The sequence below is a fragment of the Methylosinus sp. C49 genome (assembly GCF_009936375.1).
GTDB lineage: Bacteria > Pseudomonadota > Alphaproteobacteria > Rhizobiales > Beijerinckiaceae > Methylosinus.
On sequence record NZ_AP022335.1, the window covers coordinates 66,100 to 86,135 of the forward strand.

Genomic DNA, 20,036 nt, shown 5'->3' on the forward strand with positions numbered 1-20,036 from the left:
ATGGCTCATTCTAGCGAGCGCGAGCAGAGCGACCGAATGTCACTTCCTTCCACCGATCTCGTCGATGTGGAACAATAGATCGGCGGGATCGTCATAGACGCGAAACGCGCCAGACTGCCGCAGCTCCTCGGAGCCGTAGCCTCCGCTCAGAAGGCCGACCCCCAGCGCACGGCATCGGGTCGCAGCGAGCATGTCCCATATGCTGTCGCCGACGACGAACGCTGTCGTGATGGGCGCGTTCAGCCGTCGGGCGGCGGCGAGAAAAAGATCTGGATCGGGCTTGGCGTGCGCGACCTGGTCGCGAGTGACGACCGGCGTGCGGATGGGATCGACGCGGAGCGCGGCGAGATTGACGCGCGCCGTCTCCATGCGACCGCTTGTTGCGATCGCCCAGGGGACGCCGGCGTCGGTGAGCCATGCGAGGAGCTCCCTTGCGCCCGGGAGCGGGCGCACCCCGTCGGCGATCTCGAGATAAGCGGCGGCGTGGGCGGCGCTCAAGCGGCGCACGCGCTCAGCGTCGATTTCCATGCCGGTCTCGCGCAGCAGCTGATTGACGAATAAGCCTCCGCTCATGCCGACCTTGCGATGAATGCGCCAGACTGACAAATCGATACGCTCCGCGTCGAGCGCCTTTTTCCAGGCGAGGACGTGCTGATAGACGCTGTCGACCAGCGTGCCGTCGAGATCGAATAGGAAAGCCGGATCGATGCGCATCGGGGTGTTCACTCCGTCTTCTTCGGATAGCCGATCGTCTGCGACAAAAGCACCTGATGATCGTGGCCGAGCCCCAGCGCTTGCGCGATCGCCTCGCGATCGATCCAGGCTCTGATAACAGTGGCGAGGCCCGCGCTCGCCGCGAACAAATACACATTCTGCGAGATCGCCCCCGCCGCGACCGAGGCGAAGCTCTCGCGCTGAGAGACCGGCACGAGCGCCATTCGCGCATGGTCGGCGATGAACACCAGATCGAGCGGCGCTTTGTCGACGAAATCCTGATAGCCGGTCACGCGCCTCATGTCGCTCGCTGCGACCAGCTCTAGGGCGTGCGCGGCGGCGACATAGAGATAGGCCCCGGAGGGCAGCGCGACATAGACGTCGATTTCCTGAGCGTCCAAAGCGGAGGGCGCGGTTCGTCCGCCTTCGGCTCTATTCACGCCGTCCGCGGCCCACAGCAGGTCGGACAAGAGCTGCAAGGGTAGTTCGTCAGGCGCGAATTCCCGGGACGACCTCCGCTCCGCGAGCGCCTCCATCAATGGCGTTCCGCCTTCCTTGTGCGGAGGGGGAAGCGCGATCTGCGCCGCAACGGCGCCTCGCGCAGGTTTCGGACGCAAGCGTCCCATCATGCCGAGCGCGAGCTTGGTCAGCGTCGTCATTGCGACGGCCTCCTCGTGAGACCATGCAATATCGTGGGGAAATGTAGATTTTCGAGGGCGGAGAAGAAATTTGCGCATTCGCGGAGGAGAGCTCCTTCGGCATTGCGCAGACCCTGTTTCCATAGGACGTCGACGGTTCGCTCGGGGGCTTTCCGGAGCAGAGCTTCGAGCTTGGAGAAGGCCTTCTCGATCCGATCGAAGTCGGGACTATGGCGCGGACGAGGTCGAGCGAGATTCTCTTGCTTTTTCGTCGTTTTGTGAAGCTGCGGGTGATATGTGGCGTGATAAAGTCCACGCTCCGCCAGTCGCCGAGGCTTCGGTGCGCCGAGTCGGGGGAGGCCGGAAGCGGGAGCCACCGATTTCGCCGCCAGCGGCGTTGAGCGAGGCAAGTCGATGACCCGAATACTCGCCGCAGCCTTATCGAGCGCGCTCCTTCTCGCGAGCGCTTCGGCCGAGACATTGAAAGACACTCTCCCTCATATTTCCGTGACGGGAGAAGCCTCGGAGGAGGCGCTTCCCGATCGAGCGATCCTCCACCTGGACATTGTCGTGGATCGGCCCACCGCGACCGAGGCCGTGGCCGAGAACGAGCGGAAGACGCGCTCCTTGTCGGAGGGCCTCGTCCGGCAAGGAGCGCCGAGCGACGGCATTCGCGTCGTCGGGGCGACGCTTCAGTCGGTCGCGACGGAGGACGCCGCGCCGCGCGGCGCGCATGGGAAGCGTGTCTCCAGGGGCTTTCGGGCGCGAAGCGAGCTGAGCGCGACGGTGAATTCGCTCGATGAGGCCGCGTCTCTGCTGTCTCACGCGATCGACGCCGGCGCGAACGACATACGTGGTGTGGAATTCGTCTTCAGCGACGAAAGGACGCGGCTCGAGCGTCTACGGATCGCCGCCGTGAAAGATGCGGAACAGCGGGCGAGAAACTATGTCGAGGCCGTGGGCGGCAAGCTCGGCCGCCTCATCGAAATCGATCGCCAGGAGGAGACTGTGGCCACAGCAGCCGACGGCCGAACCGAGCCTTCGGCCTCCGCGAATGGAGCGGCGTCTCTGCCTCTGCGGCCCGGCGCGCGACGGCTCACCGCGAGGGTCTCGGCGACTTGGGCGCTTTCGCGCTAGAATGTCCAGGATTTCGAACCAATCGGCGAGATGCTCGATCGGCGTGCATATGAACGAGGCGGCTTCTTCTCACGCGAGCATGGCGCGACACGGAACGGTCTTAGCCGTTCGCGGCGCCGTGATCGACGTGCGTTTCGAGGAGGGCGAGCTACCGGCGATCGAGGACGCCTTGGTCGTCGAGGCCGACGGCGGACGCGCAATTTACGCCGAGGTGCAGGCTCATCTCGATCGGAACAGCGTCCAGGCCATCGCTCTGCAATCGACGGTCGGCCTCTCGCGCGGACGCCGGGTGAGGGCGACCGGCGGGCCGATCGAGATTCCGGTCGGCGTCGCGACGCTCGGACGGCTGATCGATGTGACGGGAGCGATCGGCGACAATGGACCGCCGCTGCCGGCGCACGCGCCGCGCCGGCCGATCCATCGCGCGCCCCCGCCGCTGGCCCAAAGGCCGAGCGGCGGTGAGATTTTCGCGACGGGGATCAAGATCATCGACCTGCTGACGCCCATCGCTCAGGGCGGCAAGGCCGCCATGTTCGGCGGTGCGGGCGTCGGCAAGACCGTGCTCGTGATGGAGCTCATTCACGCAATGGTGACGGGCTATCGGGGCGTATCGGTGTTCGCCGGCGTCGGCGAGCGCTCGCGCGAGGGCCACGAGCTTCTGCTCGACATGGGCCGCTCCGGCGTGCTGGAGCGCACGGTTCTGGTCTATGGCCAGATGAACGAGCCCCCCGGCGCGCGCTGGCGGGCGCCGCTCGCCGCTCTCACCATCGCGGAATATTTCCGCGACGAGCAGCGCCAGAACGTGCTGCTGCTGATGGACAATATCTTCCGCTTCGTCCAGGCCGGGGCCGAAGTCTCGGGCCTGCTGGGGCGATTGCCGTCGCGCGTCGGCTATCAGCCGACGCTGGCGAGCGAAGTGGCGGCGCTGCACGAGCGGATCGCCTCGGTCGGCGGGGTCGGCGTGACGGCGATCGAGGCGGTCTATGTCCCCGCAGACGATTTCACCGATCCCGCGGTGACGACGATCGCCACCCACATCGACAGCATGATCGTTCTCTCCCGACAAATGGCGGCCGAGGGCATGTATCCGGCGATCGATCCGATCGCTTCCTCCTCCGTGCTGCTCGATCCGCTGGTCGTCGGCGAGGCGCACGCTGAAGTCGCGACCGAGGTCCGTCGGGTGATCGAGCATTATCTCGAGCTGCAGGATGTCATCGCCTTGCTCGGCGTCGAGGAGCTCGCAGCCGAGGACCGCAAGATCGTCGGGCGCGCGCGGCGCCTTCAGCGCTTCCTGACCCAGCCTTTCGCCGTCACCGAGGCTTTTACCGGAGCGTCCGGCCGCTCGGTTCCTCTCGCCGACACGCTCGCGGGCTGCCGCGCGATTCTTTCCGGCGCCTGCGACGATTGGCGAGAGAGCTCCTTCTATATGGTCGGGACCATCGACGAGGCGGAGCAGAAGGAGAAGGCCGCCGCGCGCAAGGACGCCGAGACGACGGGAGGCAGGCCGTGAGCAGAGCGTTGCGGCTCGCCATCACCACGCCGAACGCCGTGCTGCTCGACGAAGCCGGCGTACGATCCGTCCGCGCCGAGGACGAGAGCGGCGGTTTCGGCTTGCTGCCGGGCCACGCCGATCTGCTGACGGTGCTGCCGCCGTCGGTCCTGCGCTGGCGATCCGCCGACGGCGCCGAGCGCTATTGCGCGATCCGTGGGGGCGTGCTGACCGTCAGGGGCGGAGAGAGCGTGTCGGTCGCCTGCCGCGAGGGCCTTCTCGGTCGCGATCTGCGCAAGCTCGACGCCGAGGTGCGCGCCGCGCGCACGGCCGAGAAGGACGCGGCGGCGCGCGCGCGCGTCGAGGAGACGCGGCTGCACGCCAGCGCCGTGCGTCGCCTCGTCCGTTATCTGCGTCCGTCCGGCGCTTCGGAAGTGTTCGGCGACGGAAAGGACGCGCCATGAGCGAGGCCGGTCCCGAGCGCGATTCGATGGCGGAGGCCTCGCGACTGGCCGCCGAGCGGCGCGAGATGCAGCGCAGGAACGCCGAGCCCTCGCTCGGACGCCGGCTGGGGCAGATCGGCGTTCTCGGCTGGACTATCGTCCTGCCGGCGCTCGCGGGGCTGTTCCTCGGACGTCGGCTGGACAAGATGTACGACATGGGCGTCTTCTTCTCCGCGCCTCTCGTCATGATCGGCGCCGGAGTCGGCCTCTGGCTCGCCTGGAAATGGATGTCGCGCCAATGACCGTTTCCGCCGCCCCGCTCGCTCTCCAGCTCGCCCTCGGCGCGGGCGCGGGATTCGCCGCGGGCCTCGCTTACTTCCGCGCCCTGCGTTGGAATGTCGATCTCTTCGAGCGGGGCGTGACGCCGAAGGCCATTCTCTTGCTCATAACGCGCTTCGCGGCGCTCGCAGCTGCGCTCGCAGCCCTCGCGAAGATCGGCGCTCTCGCTCTGCTCTCCGGCGCGCTGGGACTGCTCGCGGCGCGCCGCGTCGTCCTGCGTCGTTTGGGAGGTCTCGAATGAAATCCTCGCCGCTCGCGCTCGAGCCCGGCTTTCAGCTCGGACCCGTGCCCGTCAGCAAGCCCGTCATCGTCACTTGGGCGCTGATGGCCGCGCTCGTTCTCGCGAGCCTTCTTGTAACTCGGCGGCTCTCGTTGCGGCCGGGGACCGGACAATCGGCGCTCGAGCTTTTCGTCGAGACGCTCGACCAGCAGATAAGGGACACGATCGGCGCGGACCCAGCCCCCTATCGCGCCTTGCTCGGAACGATCTTCCTCTTCGTGCTCGTCGCCAATTGGTCGTCGCTCGTTCCTGGCGTGGAGCCGCCGACGGCGCGGCTCGAAACCGATGCGGCGCTGGCTCTGATCGTCTTTTTCGCGACCATCTATCACGGACTGCGCACGCGCGGCCCGCTCGGCTATCTCGCGACATTCGCCGAGCCGAGCATCATCATGGTTCCGCTCAATCTCGTCGAGCAGATCACGCGCACCTTCTCGCTGATCGTCCGCTTGTTCGGGAACATCATGAGCGGCGTGTTCGTCATCGGCGTCGTGCTGTCGCTCGCGGGTCTGCTCGTGCCGATTCCGCTGATGGCGCTCGATTTGCTGACCGGCGCGATTCAGGCCTACATTTTCGCGACGCTCGCCATGGTGTTCATCGGCTCCGCGGTCGATGGACACGGCGCGCGGTCGGGCGGCTAGACGAGAGCGAGGAAGAATGGACGATATTCAATATATCAGCGTGATCGCCGCCGCCGTCGCCGTGTCCTTCGGAGCGATCGGCCCCGCACTCGCGGAAGGCAAGGCGGTCGCGGCCGCCATGGAGGCGATCGCGCGTCAGCCGGAGGCCGCCGGCGTCCTGTCGCGCACCCTTTTCGTCGGCCTCGCGATGATCGAGACCATGGCGATCTACTGTCTCGTGATCGCGCTTCTGCTTCTCTTCGCTAATCCTTTCGTCAAATAGGGCGTTCGCACGCATGCAGATCGACTGGTGGACGCTCGGTTTGCAGACCGTCAACGCCCTCGTGTTGATCTGGCTGCTCTCCCGCTTCCTTTTCCGCCCCATCGCATCGATCCTCGCCGAGCGCGAGGCGACGGCCCGGCTGCTGCTGGACGACGCCGCCGCCGCCAAAGCCTCGGCCCTGACTCTGGAAGAACAGGCGCGCGCCGCCGTCGACGCGATGTCGGCCGATCGCGCGGCGACGATCCGCGCCGCCACGACGGAGGCGAAGGACGCGCGCGACCGGCTGCTCGAGGCCGCCAGGGCCGACGCCGATCGCATGCGAGCGGACATGCGGGCGGAGATAGAGCGCGCCGAACGATCGGCCCGTCGCGCCGAAGCCGAGCGCGCGAGCCTGCTCGCCGTCGACATTGCGCGGCGTCTGCTCGAACGCTTGCCGGCGTCGTCCCGCGTCGTCGGCTTCATCGACGGCCTCGTAGACGCGATCGCGGCTCTGCCGGAAACCTCTCGCGCCGATTTCGCCACGCGAGGAGAGCCCACTCTGACCGCGCCGCGTCCGCTCACCGCCGAGGAGGACGCGCTGTGCCGCGAGAGGCTAGAAAACGCCCTCGGCCGCCCGCTGAAATTCGCGCTTCGCGTCGATCCGACATTGCTCGCCGGCCTCGAATTGGAGAACGCCCACACCAGCATTCGCAACAGCCTGCGCGCCGATCTCGAGCAAATCTCCGCGACCTTGCTGACGGAGCCGGAAAATGAGCGATGAGCCGGCCGTCGCCGAATGGCTCGCGCGCGGCCGCGCGGCGGTCGAAAGAATCGAGCTCGGGCCGAAGGTCGAGACGGTCGGACGCGTCGAGAGCTATGCGGATGGGATCGCCTTCGTCTCCGGCCTGCCGCAGGTCGCGCTCGACGAGCTGCTGCGTTTCGAGACCGGCCAGCTCGGATTCGCGCGCGCGCTCGAGGCCGATCGAGTCGCCGTGGTGCTGCTCGATCCGGGCGACGAGATCGAAGCCGGCGCGCGCGTCTTCGCGACCGGCGAGGTCGCGCGCACGCCGGTCGGGGAGGGACTGCTCGGACGCGTCGTCGATCCGCTGGGCCGCCCACTCGACGGCGGCGAGCGGATCGCCGCCGTCGCCTTCCATCCCGTCGAGCGCGAGGCGCCGAGCATTATCGCGCGCGATCTCGTGACCGAGCCCGTCGAGACCGGCCTATTGGTCGTCGACTCCATGTTCGCCCTGGGGCGTGGTCAGCGCGAGCTCGTCATCGGCGATCGCGCCACCGGCAAGACGTCGATCGCCATCGACGCCATCATCAACCAGCGCCACTCGGACATCGTTTGCGTCTATGTCGCCGTCGGCCAGCGGACGACCTCGGTGGAGCGCGCGATCGAGGCGGTGAGGAGCGGAGGATCCGCCGATCGCACCATCTTCGTCGTCGCGCCCGCCGCCTCGCCGCCCGGCCTGCAATGGATCGCCCCTTTCGCGGGCTTCGCCATGGCGGAGTTCTTCCGCGATCGCGGCGGCCATGCACTCGTGGTCGTCGACGATTTGAGCAAGCATGCGGTCACGCATCGCGAGCTCGCCCTGTTGACCCGAGAGCCTCCCGGACGCGAAGCCTATCCCGGCGATATCTTCTACGTCCATGCGCGGCTCCTGGAGCGAGCCGCGAAATTGTCGAAGGCGTTCGGCGGCGGCTCGCTCACGGCGCTGCCGATCGCCGAGACCGATACCGGCAATCTCTCGGCCTATATTCCCACAAATCTGATCTCCATCACCGATGGACAGATCGTGCTCGACCGTCGCTTGTTCGCCGCGAACCATCGTCCGGCCGTCGATGTCGGCCTTTCGGTCAGCCGAGTCGGCGGCCGCGCGCAGCCTGACGCCTTGCGTGACGTCTCGGGGCGATTGCGTCTGCAATACACGCAATTTCTGGAGCTCGAGATGTTCTCGCGCTTCGGCGGCATGTCGAATGCCCGCATCGAGCGGGAGCTAACGCGGGGCGAGCGCATTCGCGGCCTGCTGACGCAGCCGCGCTTTTCGCCTCTGCGCCTCGTGGATCAGATCGCTCTGCTCGCGGCGCTCGACGCCGGCGTTCTCGATTTGCTTCCCACGCGAGCCATTCCCGCGCTGACCGCGAGGCTTCCCGCGCATCTCGACTCGGCCGCCGCGCCGAGCGTCGCGGCGATCTCCCGTCACGCCCCGCTCGACGACGCCATGCGCGCAAATCTCGTGGCGCGGGTGCGCGAACTTTCGTCAGAGCTCGCGGCGCCTTCCTCATGAGCGAGCGCTCAGCCGACATCAGCGCCCATATCGCCGCGACCCGGCAGCTCGAGAGCGTCATCACGGCGATGCGCGGCGTCGCCGCCGTCCGAACGCGCGAAGCCCAGTCGCGTCTTTCCGGCGTGCGCGCCTATGCCGCCGCGTTGGGCGACGCCATTTGCGCGGCGCTGGCGCTGAGCGCGGAAGCGCCGCCGTCGCGGCTCGTCTCGGAGCGCCGGCCGGCCGATGGCCATATCGTCCTGGCGTTCTGCTCCGAGCGCGGCTTCGTCGGCGCATTCAACGAGCGCATCCTGGACGCGGCGGCGCGCCTCGCGGGCAGCGCCGAACGTCCGGCTCTGTTCATCATCGGCGAGCGCGGCGCGACGCTCGCGCGAGAGCGCGGATCATGCGCGGATTGGACTTCGCCCATGGCGTCGCGCGTCGACGACGCCCCGTCGCTCGCCGACTGCATCGCGCAAGAGCTCTATGGGCGCCTGGGGGAGGGGCTCGCCGATCGCGTGACGCTCATCCACGGCGCGCCGGGCGCGGCCGGAATCGAGATCGTCGCGCGCTCGCTCGTGCCGCTCGACCTCGCCCGCTTTCCGCCTGCGTCCGCCGCGGCTCCGCCCCTCGTCACATTGCCGCCGCGCGCGCTCGTCGAGGGCCTCGCGCAGGAATATGTCTTCGCCGAATTATGCGAGGCGGCGGTGCTGTCCTTCGCGGCGGAGAACGAGGCGCGAATGCGCGCGATGATCGAAGCCCGCGACAATGCGCACAAGACGCTCGAGCGACTGGAGGCCCGGCATCGACAAACACGTCAGGAGGAGATCACCGAGGAGATCATCGAACTCGCGAGGCCAGTTCCCCGCGGGACGCAGGCTCGTCGAGGCGACGACTAAGGTGCGTCTTCGTCAAATTCCGGGGAACTGATTTGGGTCGTCGCAGAATCTTCCCAAAATCCTGCGCCGAGCCGCGTCGAGTAGCTCCGACCGCGGGTCTCGGAGGGGTTGGAAAACATTCTGGAACGGTTCGGTCGGGCCAAACATAGTCCCCCGTTGAAGGTGATGTGCTCCCAGCCGAGCGGCGCGATATGAGCGAGCGCGTCGTCGCGGATCCGTTCTCCGCCGGAGCGCAGCTCAGCGACGGGGTGGCTGAGGTCGATCGTGTTCCAAAGGACGGTTACTCGTCCTGCAGGCGATAGCCGATGCCGGGTTCGGTCAGAATGAGCTTCCGCGCGCTCGGATCCTCCTCGATCTTCTGGCGCAATTGCCCAACATAGACCCGTACGAATTGCGTGTCTGTCACCGTTGCGCCCCAGCCCGCCGCCAACAATTGCTTATGCGTGACAACCTGGCCCGCATGTTGCGCGAGCGTCCGCAACAGATCGTATTCCTTGCGAGTGAGCTTGACCTCTTCTCCGTAGACGGTGACGCGCCGCTTGATGAAGTCTATCGACAAGTCGCGGCACGAATACTCGGTCGACTCCGCGCGGCGCCTGATGCCGAAGCGCCGCGCGCAGGCGCGCCTGCAATTCTCCCATGTGGAACGGTTTGGCGACAAAGTCGTCGGCACGTAACACGCCTTATGTGGATGGCTGGCCCGGCGCACGCCCGGCGCGGTTCTTTCAGTCGATTATGGCGTCGCTCCCGAACACAAATTTCCGACGGCCGTCGAGGACGCTGTCGACGCCTTCAAACATGTCGTGGCGGGCTGGCCTGGAACTCGGGGTCGACATCCGCAGGATCGCGGTCGGCGGCGACGGCGCGGGAGCCCGGGTCGCTGCCGTATTGGCGATCATGGCCGTCCGCGACCGATCGGTCTTCGGCGTCGCGCAAGTCCTGCGGGCTTTTTTCGATCCGGTGATGGATGCGTCTTGCGCCTCGGCTTCAATTGAATTGTTCGAGGAAGGCTATCTGCGAGGCCGAGACGCTGCGCGGGTTCCACGCGCTCTACAAGCGCAACGCGGGTGATTTTGCGGATTTGCGCTTTTCGCCGCTGCTCGCGCCGGACGTGAGTCGCGTCGCGCCGGCGTTCGTCGCGCTGGTAGAATTCGATCCGCTGCTCGACGAAGGATTGGCGTATGCGCAAAAGCTCGAAGCCGCCGGCGCTCCAGTCACATTCCGAAATCTATGAGGGTGTCAGGAGCCATTTTGGCGGGGTCTTCGTCACTTTCCGGGGAGATGGATTTATTGGATTGGTAGCATTCGTGCCCGCAACAATTCGATGCCCGCGCGGCCGAACATGGCACGCTTGAGAGTTTTCAATCGGTTGATCTGGCCTTCGGCCTGACCACTGCTCCATGGTTCGGCGATCGCGTTCCTGACGGCGTCGATATCGCGGGCCAACGTCCGCGCGAACTGTTGTAGGGCGTGGATGCCGGAATGGCGCGCGTCATCGAGCCAAGAGCCGAGCTTGTCGGGATCAGCGCCCCGTAAGAGGCCACGAAATCGCATCCAGTCTGCGCATGACGACAAAGCTCGGAGAAGCTTCTTTCAACACAGTGACCTTTGCAGCCTGAGAATGGGAAAGCAGTCGCGTCGGCTTCATGCAAAGAGCGGCCGCGACGAGGGGAGAGATTTGCCAGCCCGTCGCGGGATCGATAGCGCGCCCCTCTCTTGTCGGCTCTCTCTGCCGGCCCGTCTCAGGACGCTCCACGCGCCGCCATTCGGAAAGAAGGCGCTCCAGATGGGAACGGCTGCCTGTGTAGCCACGATGCCGGACGTCGTAAAATAGTCGGCGGCCAATCTTGTCGCCCTCCGCCCATCGGCGGGCAAGAAACTCCTGGAAATATAGTGGCGAACTCGGCTTCAGCGTCACTCGACGACGATCCGGCAAAGAATTCGTCTCGATCCACTTGGCGATTGTTCCGCGGCCGATCCCGATCTCCGCGGCGATGGCGACAAAGCTCTTGCCCGAGGCGTGGAGGGCCTTGGCCTGCGCGAACATCTGCTCCCTCGCGTCACGATTTCTGCTGCGCAGCACCAATTGACGGTCGCCTGGGGCAGGTGGAAGTCGGGAGCGTCCGCCGAAGCAACTGACCGCCGTCATTTGCCGCTCGATGGCCTCACGCAGGTTCTGCAGCAAGTGAAAGCGGTCGGCGACCTGGCGAGCCTGCGGAGCGCCCCGCCGGTTGCCCTGGGCGTAAAGTCCGCAGCGGTCGCGGCTCACGATTTCGATCTCTGGCCGCCGCGCGAGCCAATCCGCGGTCTCCTTGGCCGAGCGGATCTCCAGGACATCGGCGACGGTTCGGCGCTCCAGATCAACGACGATCGTCCCATAGGTAAAGCCCTTGCGCCAGCTCCAGTCGTCGATGGCGATGGTCCGCAGAGGAGCCGGGTCCGCGCGCTCACGAACATGGCATTTCAGCTGACGTAGGATCGCGTTGTCGCTGATCGGCATGGCGAGCCGCGCCAGCAATCTTTCGCTCGGCAGACCTCCTGCAGCGTGTCCGAACAGACGAACGATCTCTGCGACCCGGACAGTGCGGCGCGCCATGGGAGCAGCGACCGAAGGCAGGCGTTCCACGAAGGTCTTGCGGCTACACCGTTCGTTGAGGCATCGCCAGCGTCCCAGACGTAGATCGAGCATGCGCGGCGTTCCCTGAACGGGCAGATCCTGCAGACGTCGACGATGCCAATCATGCCGAGACGTTGAAACGTCGCCACAGCCCGGGCACGACCGCTCGCCAGCGGCACGCGCCGAAACGACCCAGCGGCCATCCCGTATCATGATCTCCTCGACTTCGATTCCGGGACCGATTGACAGTTTGATGTTCTTTCGCATCCCCCTTCAAGTGCACGGAAGGCGCAACCTTGACAATCAGTTCCCCGGAAAGTGACGAAGCCCCCCCCCATCCTCGACGCGCTCGAGCCCTGGCTCCGGGAAAAGCTCGCGCTGATCAGCCAGAAGACCAAGCTCGCCGAGGCGATCCGCTATGCGTTGTCGCGCTGGGACGGCCTGACGCGCTTCATCGACGACGGGTACATCGAGATCGACTCCAATGTCGTCGAGCGCGCGATCCGGCCGATCGCTCTCAATCGCAAAAACGCTCTCTTCGCCGGCTCGGACGGCGGAGCCGAGAACTGGGCGATCGTTGCTTCGCTCATTGAGACATGCAAGCTCAATGGCGTCGATCCGCAGGCATACATGACCGACTTTCTAACGAAGATGGTCGACGGCCATCTCGCGAGCAAACTCGACGAACTCATGCCGTGGGCCTACGCGACGCCCATCGCCCTCAAAGTCGTGGCCTGAAAACGACGCTTACGCTCCGTCGCCGCGAGCATGGATTTGTTCAAAGCCCGAGCGCGACGGTTCGCCGGCGGGCTCGAGCCCGAGCTGAGCGTCATCGTCAATGTGCTGTTCCCGACCGAAACGCTGACCCGCGCGGTCGTGGACTCTCAAGCCGAGTTTCCAGACACGCCATTGCGGATCGCCGTGGAAGGATTGGGGGCCGTCATCGATTCCGTTCTCGGTCGCCATTGTTCCTTCGGCATTCGCGGTCCATTGGCGATCGGCCATCCTGAGCTCGCCAGCGAGGCTCTGCTCGACATCCGCTATGTGATGGTCGCATCGTCTCGCCACCCATTGGCGGCGCACCGCGGCGCGATCTCGACAAAGGAGCTCGCACGGCATGTGCAGTTCGTCTTGAGCGATCGCTCTCGGATGACGGAAGGGCGGGATTTCCGTGTATTCTCCGAAAAGACGTGGCGTCTTTCCGACCTCGGCGTGAAGCATGCGTTCTTGCGTGCGGGGCTCGGCTGGGGAGGCATGCCGTTCGACTTCGTCGAGGCGGATTTGGCGAATGGTGCGCTGGTCCAGCTGGATTTGGCCGAAATGATCGTCGGCTCCGAGACGGCCATGTCGGCAGTCTACCGTAAGGATTCCCCGCCCGGTCCGGCTGGCCGTTGGCTTATCGAGCGTCTGAGCCGGATCGACGAGAAGGACTGCGACTGAACGGATGGCGACGGCGGAGACTTCTGGCCGGCGCGGCGACGAAATCTTCTCGTGGGCCTACAGGAAGAGAATTTCATCCGTTTTGGCGTCACGCTCGCCTCGTCGATCGACAGCGTCCGTGTTGGAGAGCCGATCGCTTCCTCCAGATCGACATGGGGATGATGATGGCGCCAGACGTGTCGCTGTGGACGGTCGCTATTCCGCCAGCGCAGTTGGTGAGGATACCGCGCCTCAGTAAGCCACGCCGATCTGCGCCCGATGGCGTGTAGGGCTTTCGATCTCGTCGAGCACGGCGCGGGCAAAATCGATTCCGCTGATCGCCGAAGAGCCTCTGATCTACGATAGTAGCTTATTGCTTACAACTATAGATATACTCGGGCTCCATAGTCGTGGAGAGGAGTTGTTGTTTCCATGAAAGATAAGTAGCGTGCGCTCGACGAGCGCCTTTCGATTCCTCGACGAGGATTCGCCTGGCAAATGACGATTTTGGAGGGGGCGGTCTAATTGGTGGAGGACGAATGACGTACGAAGAGCGGGCGCAGGTCGCCGATCCCAGAGAGCTCGATCGGGCGGTGCTGAGCGAACAGGTTCGCGTCCTTTATGGAAGCACAGCGGTATTGCCGGTCAATCTGCTCAATGCGGTTCTCACCGCTTGGGTAGCGCAGGGTTTTTACCCGAGATGGGTATTGCTTCTATGGGTGGGCTCGCTGACCGTTGTCGTCTCTTTGCGGCTCTATAATTCATGGCTCTACAAGAGCGAGCCGCAGCCGAACGATACCGCGCGCCGCTGGGCGTTGCGCTTCACTGCCGGGGCAACGGCGACGGGTTGCCTATGGGGGTTGTCTGCATCAATCCTCCTGCTCACCAACGATCCATCATTTCATGTCTTCATCGCCTTCGTGTTGGGCGGCATGATCGCGGGCTCCGTGACGATCGACGCGGCGTTTCTGCCGGCTATGCTCGGATTTGGAGCGCCGACGGCCATGCCGGCCATTTTGGCTTTTTTCGCCCGACCGGAGCCCACGTCCGGTACGATGGGCCTCATGTCCGCGGCTTTTGTCATGGCGCTTCTGCTATTGGGCGTGCGCGCCAATCGTTGGATAGTATCGTTGGCGCGACGCGAGCTTACGCAGGCCGCGCTCGCCGCCGATCTCGAAAAACAAATCGAGGTTCGTAAAAAGGCCGAGCAGGAAATGGCGCGCGCGATGCGCACCGATCTCCTGACGGGGCTGCCCAATCGTGAGACTTTCAAGGAATGGGTGACGGAAGCGTTTCGTGGTGGAGAAAAAGACGGCGCGTCATTCGCTGTTCTGTATCTCGATCTGGATCGCTTCAAGGAAGTGAACGAGACGCTCGGTCATTCGTTCGGAGACGAACTGCTACGGGCCGCCGCAGAGCGAATCGGCCAGGCTATACATAATACGGCCTCGATCGCGCGCATCGGCGGCGATGAATTCGGGATTTTCATGAAGGACGCCGCGCGCCGAGAGGCGGTCGATGAGGTCGCGGAAAAAATAATCCGTTCTGTGGCGGCGCCGTTCACGATTATGGGAAAGCAAGTCCACGTCTCAGTGAGCATCGGTGTTTCGATATTCGGAGCGACTATCGTCGCACCTGAAGAATTGCTGAGGCGCGCCGATCTCGCGCTCTATGAAGCAAAGTCTGCAGGATATAATCAGCGTCGCTTCTATTCGGAGGCGCACGACCGCGCTGTGCACGAGCGCGTGACCCTGTTCGAGGAACTCAACTCGGCGCTCGAAAGGGAGGAGTTCGAACTCCATTATCAGCCGGAGATCGAGTGGCCGTCTGGACGGATCATCGGCGTTGAGGCGCTGCTAAGATGGAATCATCCGAGTCGCGGGCTGCTGGGACCGGGTGCTTTCATACCGCTCGCCGAACGGACGGGCCTCATCACGCCGATCGGCGCATGGGCGCTCGCGAGTGTTTGTCGCCAAGCCCGACTCTGGCGCGATCTCGGTGTCTGTCCGCCGATCGTCGGCGTCAATGTCTCGGCCGCCCAGCTCTTCACGGCGTCGCGGTTCGAGTCCGATCTCGCACGTGAGCTCGAGATGTATGATCTCGATCCCGGAACGATCGAGATCGAGCTGACGGAATCGGTTCTCATGCAATCCTCCCGTGGAGAGACGACGGCAATCGACCGAATTCGCGCCTTGGGCGTTCGCATCGCTATTGATGATTTCGGCACCGGATACTCCTCGCTCGAATATCTGCTCACCTATCGTGTGAACCGAATCAAGATCGCACAGCAATTTGTGCGCGGACTGCCGCACGATCCGGTCAGCGCGACCATCGTTCGCGCCACGATCGGCCTCGTGCAAGAGTTCGGGTGTGAAATGCTCGCCGAGGGCGTCGAAACTGTCGGGCAACTCGATTTCCTCGTTCGGGCGGGATGTCAGAGCGTTCAAGGTTTTTACTTCAGTCGCCCTGTGCCCGCGTCGGAGGCTGCGCAACTGTTGCGACGAGGTGTCATCTTTCCCGAAGATCGAGCGTCGAACTACGCCGAAATGACTGGTTCGTGAGGTGGTTCCGTCGCAAGCTTGGCTAAGGCGATCGGCCTCGAGACCCGTCGCCGATCAACAGCCCCGCCACGACTTGGGTTGATTTTCACGGCGTCGGGTCGTGCCCCCACCGGTGGTGTAGCAGCTCGGGAGCAAGCCGCTCGCGACGCGCGCTTTTCATAGCGCCGTAGCGAGCGAGCGGCTTGCGGCGGCCACCGGCGATTCTCCGGTTAGGGGGTCTTCGTCACTTTCCGGGGAGATGGATTTATTGGATTGGTAGCATTCGTGCCCGCAACAATTCGATGCCCGCGCGGCCGAACATGGCACGCTTGAGAGTTTTCAATCGGTTGATCTGGCCTTCGGCCTGACCACTGCTCCATGGTTCGGCGATCGCGTTCCTGACGGCGTCAGTAAATCGGCGCGGGGGCACGACGCCGATCGGCGTGGGGTCAAGCACATAAGCGATTGATTTTGCGAACACCAGATTCTGAAAAGGGGTCAAGAATGGGATCCGATTTACAGATAGCGTCTAAAGCGCGAGGCGCAAATCACCGTCGGCCTGCCGTGGTGTCGGAGCCGCGTTCGGGCAATAACAATCGATAAGTACCTCTTATCGATTATCATAAAACCAATGCTTGACCAAAAGAGGGGAATAGCCGAAACTGCCCGTAATCAGCGCTGGAGCGTCGCCGCGCCGGAAACAGCGCCGGCCGTCCCGTGCGAGAGGTCCTCATGTCGCCCGCGTCCGATGACGAGAACTCCGCCTCGAGGAGGATCCCCTCGGCCGACCGAACGCCCTCCCGCTCCTTGGCGCGAGACCTCTCCGCCGAAGAGCAGGCGCGTCGTCGCGCGGCCATCGATGCGATATTGGCGCTGCGCGACAGCGGCGAGATCAAACCCGTCACGCGCGAGGAAATTCTCGCTTGGCGCCACGAAGGTCATCGCTACTGACCACGGGAATTGGTAAGGGGTCGAACATGTCGCTCACCGTCAAAGTCGGCGAAGCCAAAACCCGGCTCTCCGAACTGCTCGCGAAGGTCGAAGCCGGCGAAGAGGTGGTCATCGCCCGCGGGCACGAGCCGATCGCGCGCCTCACGCGCGTTCCCAAGGCCGGGGATTTTGCCGCGCTCGTCGCCGAGGTGAAAGCCGCCCGCGCCAAACGCGCCAAAACAACAGCAGAGGAATTGCTCGCCTGGCGTGATGAGGGGCGCCGGTTCTGATGGCGCTCGTCGTCGACGCTTCGCTCGCCGCCGCCTGGTTCCTGCCCGACGAGCAGAATGACGCGGCCGACCGCGTCATGGCGGAACTCGACAAGAATCCAGGCCGGGCGCCGTCGCTGTTCTGGTTCGAAACGCGCAATCTGTTCGTCATGGCCGAACGGCGTGGTCGTCTCGCGCCCGGCGAAGCGACGGCGACGATGGCGCAGCTGCGCAGCTTTCCGATCATCGACGAGGGGACGGTCAACGATCGGCTCGTCATCACGCTCGCCGGACGGCATGGGCTGTCCGGTTACGACGCGAGCTATCTCGCGCTCGCCGTCGTCGAACAGCTGCCGCTGGCGACTCTCGACAAAAAACTCGCGGCCGCCGCGCGCGCCGAGAGTGTCATCGTCCTCGGGCCGCTGGGGGCGTCATGACGATCGGCGACGATTTCGCGATCGACGCGCTCGCCGGTTTTCTGCCGCTCGCCGCGCGGGATCGTCTGGCCGAGACGCTGACCGCCGCAGAGATCGACACGCTGACGCATCTGGCCAAAGCCGGGACGGGGCCGAATTCGCTCCGGGCGCTGGCGAGTGATCTCGCCTATCTCGAGGCCTGGGCGCGCGCCTCGACCGGCGCGCCGCTCGTCTGGCCGGCGTCGGAGGCCATGGTGCTGCGGTTCATCGCCCATCATCTCTTCGATGCGGCGGAGCGCGAGAGAAACGCCGAGCACGGGATGCCGGAGGCGGTCGCCGCGACGCTGCGCGCCGATGGCCGCCTGAGAACCGCCGGGCCGCACGCGCCGGCGACGGTGAGACGCCGCCTCGCGCTGTGGTCGAGTCTGCATCGCTGGCGCGGCCTCGAGGGGCCGTTCGGGAGTCCGTCGATTCGGAACGCGCTGCGTCTCGCCGTCCGCGCCGCCGATCGGCCCCGGGCGCGCAAGAGCGCTTCGGCGATCACGCGCGACGTTCTCGACCGGCTGCTCGCGACCTGCGGACGCGGCGGGGCGCTCGACGTCCGGGACCGCGCGCTGCTGCTGCTCGCCTTCGGTTCGGGCGGACGCCGCCGCTCGGAAGTCGCAAAGCTCGAATTCGAGGATATCGAGAACCTGGAGCCGGTTTCCGCCGATCCGGAAGCGCCCGAGGGCGGGAAGCTCCCGGTCGTGGCGATCCGATTGTGTCGCGCGAAAACCGCCGCGGCCGACGCCGGCGAGAGCGTGCTGGCCGTCGGCCGGCCGGTCGAAGCGCTCCGCGCCTGGCTTGTTTTCGCGAAGATCGCGGCGGGCCCGGTGTTTCGCCCGATCGACAAATGGGGAAACATCGGCGCCGCCGCGCTCGATCCGCAGAGCGTCAACGCCGTGATCAAGAGCCGCTGCGTCGCGGCCGGACTCGATCCTAAGGATTTCTCGGCGCACGGGCTGCGCTCTGGATATCTCACCGAAGCGGCGCGCGCCGGCGTGCCGCTGCAGGAGGCCATGCAGCAATCGCGGCATCGCTCCATGCAGCAGGCGGCGCGGTATTACAACGAGGGTGAAATCGCGCGAGGCAGAGCGGCGCGTCTCGGGTGACATCGGATCGAGCGTGGAAAGTCGGAGGAAGGCCACTTCTCTTATGACGATTCGAGGAGGCAGATCATGCCACCTGGAGGCAAAAAGTTTCGAGGTCGCGTTCGCCTCGACGTGTGAGTCGACGCTCTCCCGTTTTCATTCCCGGACATTTAGACACGCCGCCGCAAGGGGGGTGGATCAGGTCGCGCCTTCCCGTTCGCCTTCCCGCGCAACAGGATGAAGGCGCGGCTTCCAGACGTTCGCGCGAAGTTCCATAACGCCCCGTTCGGCGAAATTTTCCAGCAGCGCACGCGCGACCGACACAGAATCTGCGCCGTGACCGCCGCCGACCCGCACCTATCGGGCGCCGTCCCGTCGATAGCAGCCGCGCGGGTCGGCGCTCGCTCTTCGCCCGCGTCAAGACCGTCCCACTGACGGTTGAGGGGGCGGTCGCGGCGCCAATATTCGACCGATGTGTTGGCGCCCTCCCCTGGCAAAGGCAGGCGCTGCGCTGGCGGGTCATCCTGTTACAGTCGGCGAGTGGAGCTTCTCGCGAAGCTCGGCCCTTGGGTTTTTCGTCGGGCGCTCGGGGGCTGTTAATGTTTCGAGAAGGATTTTGGCGGAGTTTAGCGTCACTAGGCTGCCCGCGACTTCGAAATGGGGCGGCGTTCGTGAACTCGACGGTTCATGAAGTTAGACGACGGTGCGGATCGGATTGAAATCCGAGGCATGACGCCTTCACCGTCGAGCCGGTTATACTCCGGCCTGTCTCACCCCAGCCGCCTCACAGGCGCCTCTGCGCGCGTCGTTCTAGTTTCGGAGTCCGCATGTCCTATTCGGCGCCGCGCTTCCGCGGCAAAGTCTCCGCTCGTTCTTGAATCCGGTCGTCTGGCGACCGCGTCACGGCTTCAGTCGAGCGGGCTTCGCCTCCGACGAAAACGAACGATACTGCTACGCGACGAGCGATTTCGATAACAACGAAATCGCGCGCTATTCGCCTGTGCGAATAGTGTGCCAGCTATTATGATAGTATATAGTATCAGTTCGCATGTAGTGGCAATATATAGGAAATTTATGAAGCGCTAAGATTAATAGAATGCGCTTTCTATATTAGATCAAATTGAATCTATGTCGATAGCACTTTCATATTCCATTAAATTAGCCTTCATATAATCATCACGTTCGCAAGATGGAGGCCGTGAATACATGTCGAGAGACCCAGCTATCGTCGATTGTGTCGGCAAGCTCACAATATCGGAGTCGACCGGAATCCGTGAGGCGATGCTGGCGGCTATCGACCGGTGCGATGACGTCGTGATCGATTGCTCGGGAGCATCCGAGATCGATCTGACCTTTATCCAACTGTTGATCGCGAGCCGCCGAACCGCGATGGAGCGAGGACGAAGCGTGCGAATTTCGGCGGCAATGGACTCGCTCGTCGCCGAGACCTCGAGGCGCGCCGGCTTCGTCGCCGAAGACATCATCACCACTCCGTCGCCAGAGCAGTGAAGCAGCAATTCCGACGACGCCTTCGATAATCGTCGCGGCGCCTCTGTCGGGCGTCGACACGGCTATCGCGGCGCCGCGGCGGCCTAGCGGTTCCTCCGCCATTCCAAGGATCATG

Annotated in this window: 22 protein-coding genes and 4 pseudogenes; 19 read left to right on the forward strand and 7 right to left on the reverse strand. The window is 64.7% G+C overall.

The annotated features are described in order from the left end of the window. Positions 1 to 39: 39 nt before the first annotated feature. The 3 genes and pseudogenes from GYH34_RS20975 to GYH34_RS22105 form a co-directional block, all read right to left on the reverse strand. Positions 40 to 714: an HAD family hydrolase gene (locus GYH34_RS20975; RefSeq protein WP_161915584.1), complete on the reverse strand. Its 675-nt coding sequence runs from the start codon at positions 712 to 714 to the stop codon at positions 40 to 42. Between the two features lie 8 nt (positions 715 to 722). Further along, complete coding sequence (locus GYH34_RS20980; protein WP_161915502.1) at positions 723 to 1,373, reverse strand: SagB/ThcOx family dehydrogenase; 651 nt, start codon at positions 1,371 to 1,373, stop codon at positions 723 to 725. Further along, a pseudogene (locus GYH34_RS22105) lies at positions 1,370 to 1,591 on the reverse strand (hypothetical protein); the annotation flags it as partial. The gene GYH34_RS20980 and the pseudogene GYH34_RS22105, both read right to left, overlap by 4 nt. A 175-nt stretch (positions 1,592 to 1,766) precedes the next feature. On the opposite strand from GYH34_RS22105, the gene GYH34_RS20990 reads away from it, so the two are divergent. The 10 genes and pseudogenes from GYH34_RS20990 to GYH34_RS21035 all read left to right on the forward strand — a co-directional run bounded on the left by GYH34_RS20990 (position 1,767) and on the right by GYH34_RS21035 (position 9,091). Continuing rightward, positions 1,767 to 2,489, forward strand: a complete 723-nt coding sequence (locus tag GYH34_RS20990; protein ID WP_161915503.1) for an SIMPL domain-containing protein — start codon at positions 1,767 to 1,769, stop codon at positions 2,487 to 2,489. 49 nt (positions 2,490 to 2,538) lie between these two features. Continuing rightward, the gene (gene atpD, locus GYH34_RS20995) at positions 2,539 to 3,999 is read left to right on the forward strand and encodes a F0F1 ATP synthase subunit beta (protein WP_161915585.1); all 1,461 of its coding nucleotides are present in this window, start codon (positions 2,539 to 2,541) and stop codon (positions 3,997 to 3,999) included. Beyond that, a complete protein-coding gene (locus tag GYH34_RS21000; RefSeq protein WP_161915504.1) occupies positions 3,996 to 4,442 on the forward strand; it encodes a F0F1 ATP synthase subunit epsilon in 447 nt (148 codons plus the stop codon). The genes atpD and GYH34_RS21000 overlap by 4 nt, the downstream gene beginning before the upstream one ends. Before the next feature lie 74 nt (positions 4,443 to 4,516). Then, positions 4,517 to 4,723 (forward strand): annotated as a pseudogene (locus GYH34_RS21005) (AtpZ/AtpI family protein); the annotation flags it as partial. Next, complete coding sequence (locus GYH34_RS21010; protein WP_161915506.1) at positions 4,720 to 5,001, forward strand: ATP synthase subunit I; 282 nt, start codon at positions 4,720 to 4,722, stop codon at positions 4,999 to 5,001. The pseudogene GYH34_RS21005 and the gene GYH34_RS21010, both read left to right, overlap by 4 nt. After that, positions 4,998 to 5,678 (forward strand): F0F1 ATP synthase subunit A, encoded by a 681-nt coding sequence (locus GYH34_RS21015; protein ID WP_161915507.1) that lies wholly within the window; start codon positions 4,998 to 5,000, stop codon positions 5,676 to 5,678. Before GYH34_RS21010 ends, GYH34_RS21015 begins: the two co-directional genes overlap by 4 nt. Positions 5,679 to 5,694: 16 nt before the next feature. Beyond that, positions 5,695 to 5,940, forward strand: coding sequence for a F0F1 ATP synthase subunit C (locus GYH34_RS21020; RefSeq protein ID WP_003611173.1), 246 nt, complete (start codon positions 5,695 to 5,697; stop codon positions 5,938 to 5,940). A gap of 13 nt (positions 5,941 to 5,953) precedes the next feature. Beyond that, positions 5,954 to 6,700, forward strand: coding sequence for a F0F1 ATP synthase subunit delta (locus GYH34_RS21025; RefSeq protein ID WP_161915508.1), 747 nt, complete (start codon positions 5,954 to 5,956; stop codon positions 6,698 to 6,700). Further along, the gene (locus tag GYH34_RS21030; protein ID WP_161915509.1) at positions 6,690 to 8,213 is read left to right on the forward strand and encodes a F0F1 ATP synthase subunit alpha; all 1,524 of its coding nucleotides are present in this window, start codon (positions 6,690 to 6,692) and stop codon (positions 8,211 to 8,213) included. The genes GYH34_RS21025 and GYH34_RS21030 overlap by 11 nt, the downstream gene beginning before the upstream one ends. Then, positions 8,210 to 9,091, forward strand: coding sequence for a FoF1 ATP synthase subunit gamma (locus GYH34_RS21035; protein WP_161915510.1), 882 nt, complete (start codon positions 8,210 to 8,212; stop codon positions 9,089 to 9,091). The genes GYH34_RS21030 and GYH34_RS21035 overlap by 4 nt, the downstream gene beginning before the upstream one ends. On the opposite strand, the gene GYH34_RS22275 is transcribed toward GYH34_RS21035, so the two are convergent. Beyond that, a complete protein-coding gene (locus GYH34_RS22275; protein WP_161915586.1) occupies positions 9,088 to 9,483 on the reverse strand; it encodes a Tn3 family transposase in 396 nt (131 codons plus the stop codon). The genes GYH34_RS21035 and GYH34_RS22275 overlap by 4 nt on opposite strands. Then, positions 9,372 to 9,764 carry a response regulator transcription factor gene (locus tag GYH34_RS21045; RefSeq protein ID WP_244635457.1) on the reverse strand — a complete coding sequence of 131 codons (393 nt, stop codon included), beginning with the start codon at positions 9,762 to 9,764 and terminating at the stop codon, positions 9,372 to 9,374. The genes GYH34_RS22275 and GYH34_RS21045 overlap by 112 nt, the downstream gene beginning before the upstream one ends. Positions 9,765 to 10,082: 318 nt before the next feature. On the opposite strand from GYH34_RS21045, the gene GYH34_RS22210 reads away from it, so the two are divergent. Beyond that, complete coding sequence (locus GYH34_RS22210; protein ID WP_256367058.1) at positions 10,083 to 10,325, forward strand: alpha/beta hydrolase fold domain-containing protein; 243 nt, start codon at positions 10,083 to 10,085, stop codon at positions 10,323 to 10,325. Positions 10,326 to 10,378: 53 nt separating this feature from the next. Here the strand turns inward: GYH34_RS22210 and GYH34_RS21065 are convergent. Next, positions 10,379 to 11,921, reverse strand: a pseudogene (locus GYH34_RS21065) (ISL3 family transposase). Between the two features lie 120 nt (positions 11,922 to 12,041). Here GYH34_RS21065 and GYH34_RS21070 point away from each other — a divergent pair. The 3 genes and pseudogenes from GYH34_RS21070 to GYH34_RS21085 form a co-directional block, all read left to right on the forward strand. Continuing rightward, a pseudogene (locus tag GYH34_RS21070) lies at positions 12,042 to 12,446 on the forward strand (transposase); the annotation flags it as partial. A 102-nt stretch (positions 12,447 to 12,548) separates the two neighbouring features. Further along, on the forward strand, positions 12,549 to 13,148 hold the full coding sequence (locus GYH34_RS21075; protein ID WP_244635458.1) for a substrate-binding domain-containing protein: 600 nt from the start codon (positions 12,549 to 12,551) through the stop codon (positions 13,146 to 13,148). A 518-nt stretch (positions 13,149 to 13,666) separates the two neighbouring features. Beyond that, on the forward strand, positions 13,667 to 15,688 hold the full coding sequence (locus GYH34_RS21085) for an EAL domain-containing protein (RefSeq protein WP_161915513.1): 2,022 nt from the start codon (positions 13,667 to 13,669) through the stop codon (positions 15,686 to 15,688). A 244-nt stretch (positions 15,689 to 15,932) separates the two neighbouring features. On the opposite strand, the gene GYH34_RS21090 is transcribed toward GYH34_RS21085, so the two are convergent. Continuing rightward, the gene (locus tag GYH34_RS21090; RefSeq protein WP_161915514.1) at positions 15,933 to 16,169 is read right to left on the reverse strand and encodes a transposase; all 237 of its coding nucleotides are present in this window, start codon (positions 16,167 to 16,169) and stop codon (positions 15,933 to 15,935) included. 230 nt (positions 16,170 to 16,399) lie between these two features. Between GYH34_RS21090 and GYH34_RS21095 the strand changes: the two genes are divergently transcribed. The 5 genes from GYH34_RS21095 (at position 16,400) to GYH34_RS21115 (ending at position 19,921) form a co-directional block, all read left to right on the forward strand. Beyond that, positions 16,400 to 16,618: a hypothetical protein gene (locus GYH34_RS21095; RefSeq protein WP_161915515.1), complete on the forward strand. Its 219-nt coding sequence runs from the start codon at positions 16,400 to 16,402 to the stop codon at positions 16,616 to 16,618. A 26-nt stretch (positions 16,619 to 16,644) separates the two neighbouring features. Beyond that, on the forward strand, positions 16,645 to 16,887 hold the full coding sequence (locus GYH34_RS21100; protein WP_161915516.1) for a type II toxin-antitoxin system Phd/YefM family antitoxin: 243 nt from the start codon (positions 16,645 to 16,647) through the stop codon (positions 16,885 to 16,887). Next, positions 16,887 to 17,303 carry a type II toxin-antitoxin system VapC family toxin gene (locus GYH34_RS21105; RefSeq protein WP_161915517.1) on the forward strand — a complete coding sequence of 139 codons (417 nt, stop codon included), beginning with the start codon at positions 16,887 to 16,889 and terminating at the stop codon, positions 17,301 to 17,303. Before GYH34_RS21100 ends, GYH34_RS21105 begins: the two co-directional genes overlap by 1 nt. Then, positions 17,300 to 18,433 (forward strand): site-specific integrase, encoded by a 1,134-nt coding sequence (locus GYH34_RS21110; protein ID WP_161915518.1) that lies wholly within the window; start codon positions 17,300 to 17,302, stop codon positions 18,431 to 18,433. Before GYH34_RS21105 ends, GYH34_RS21110 begins: the two co-directional genes overlap by 4 nt. Positions 18,434 to 19,618: 1,185 nt before the next feature. Continuing rightward, positions 19,619 to 19,921, forward strand: coding sequence for an STAS domain-containing protein (locus GYH34_RS21115; protein WP_161915519.1), 303 nt, complete (start codon positions 19,619 to 19,621; stop codon positions 19,919 to 19,921). Positions 19,922 to 20,036: the final 115 nt, after the last annotated feature.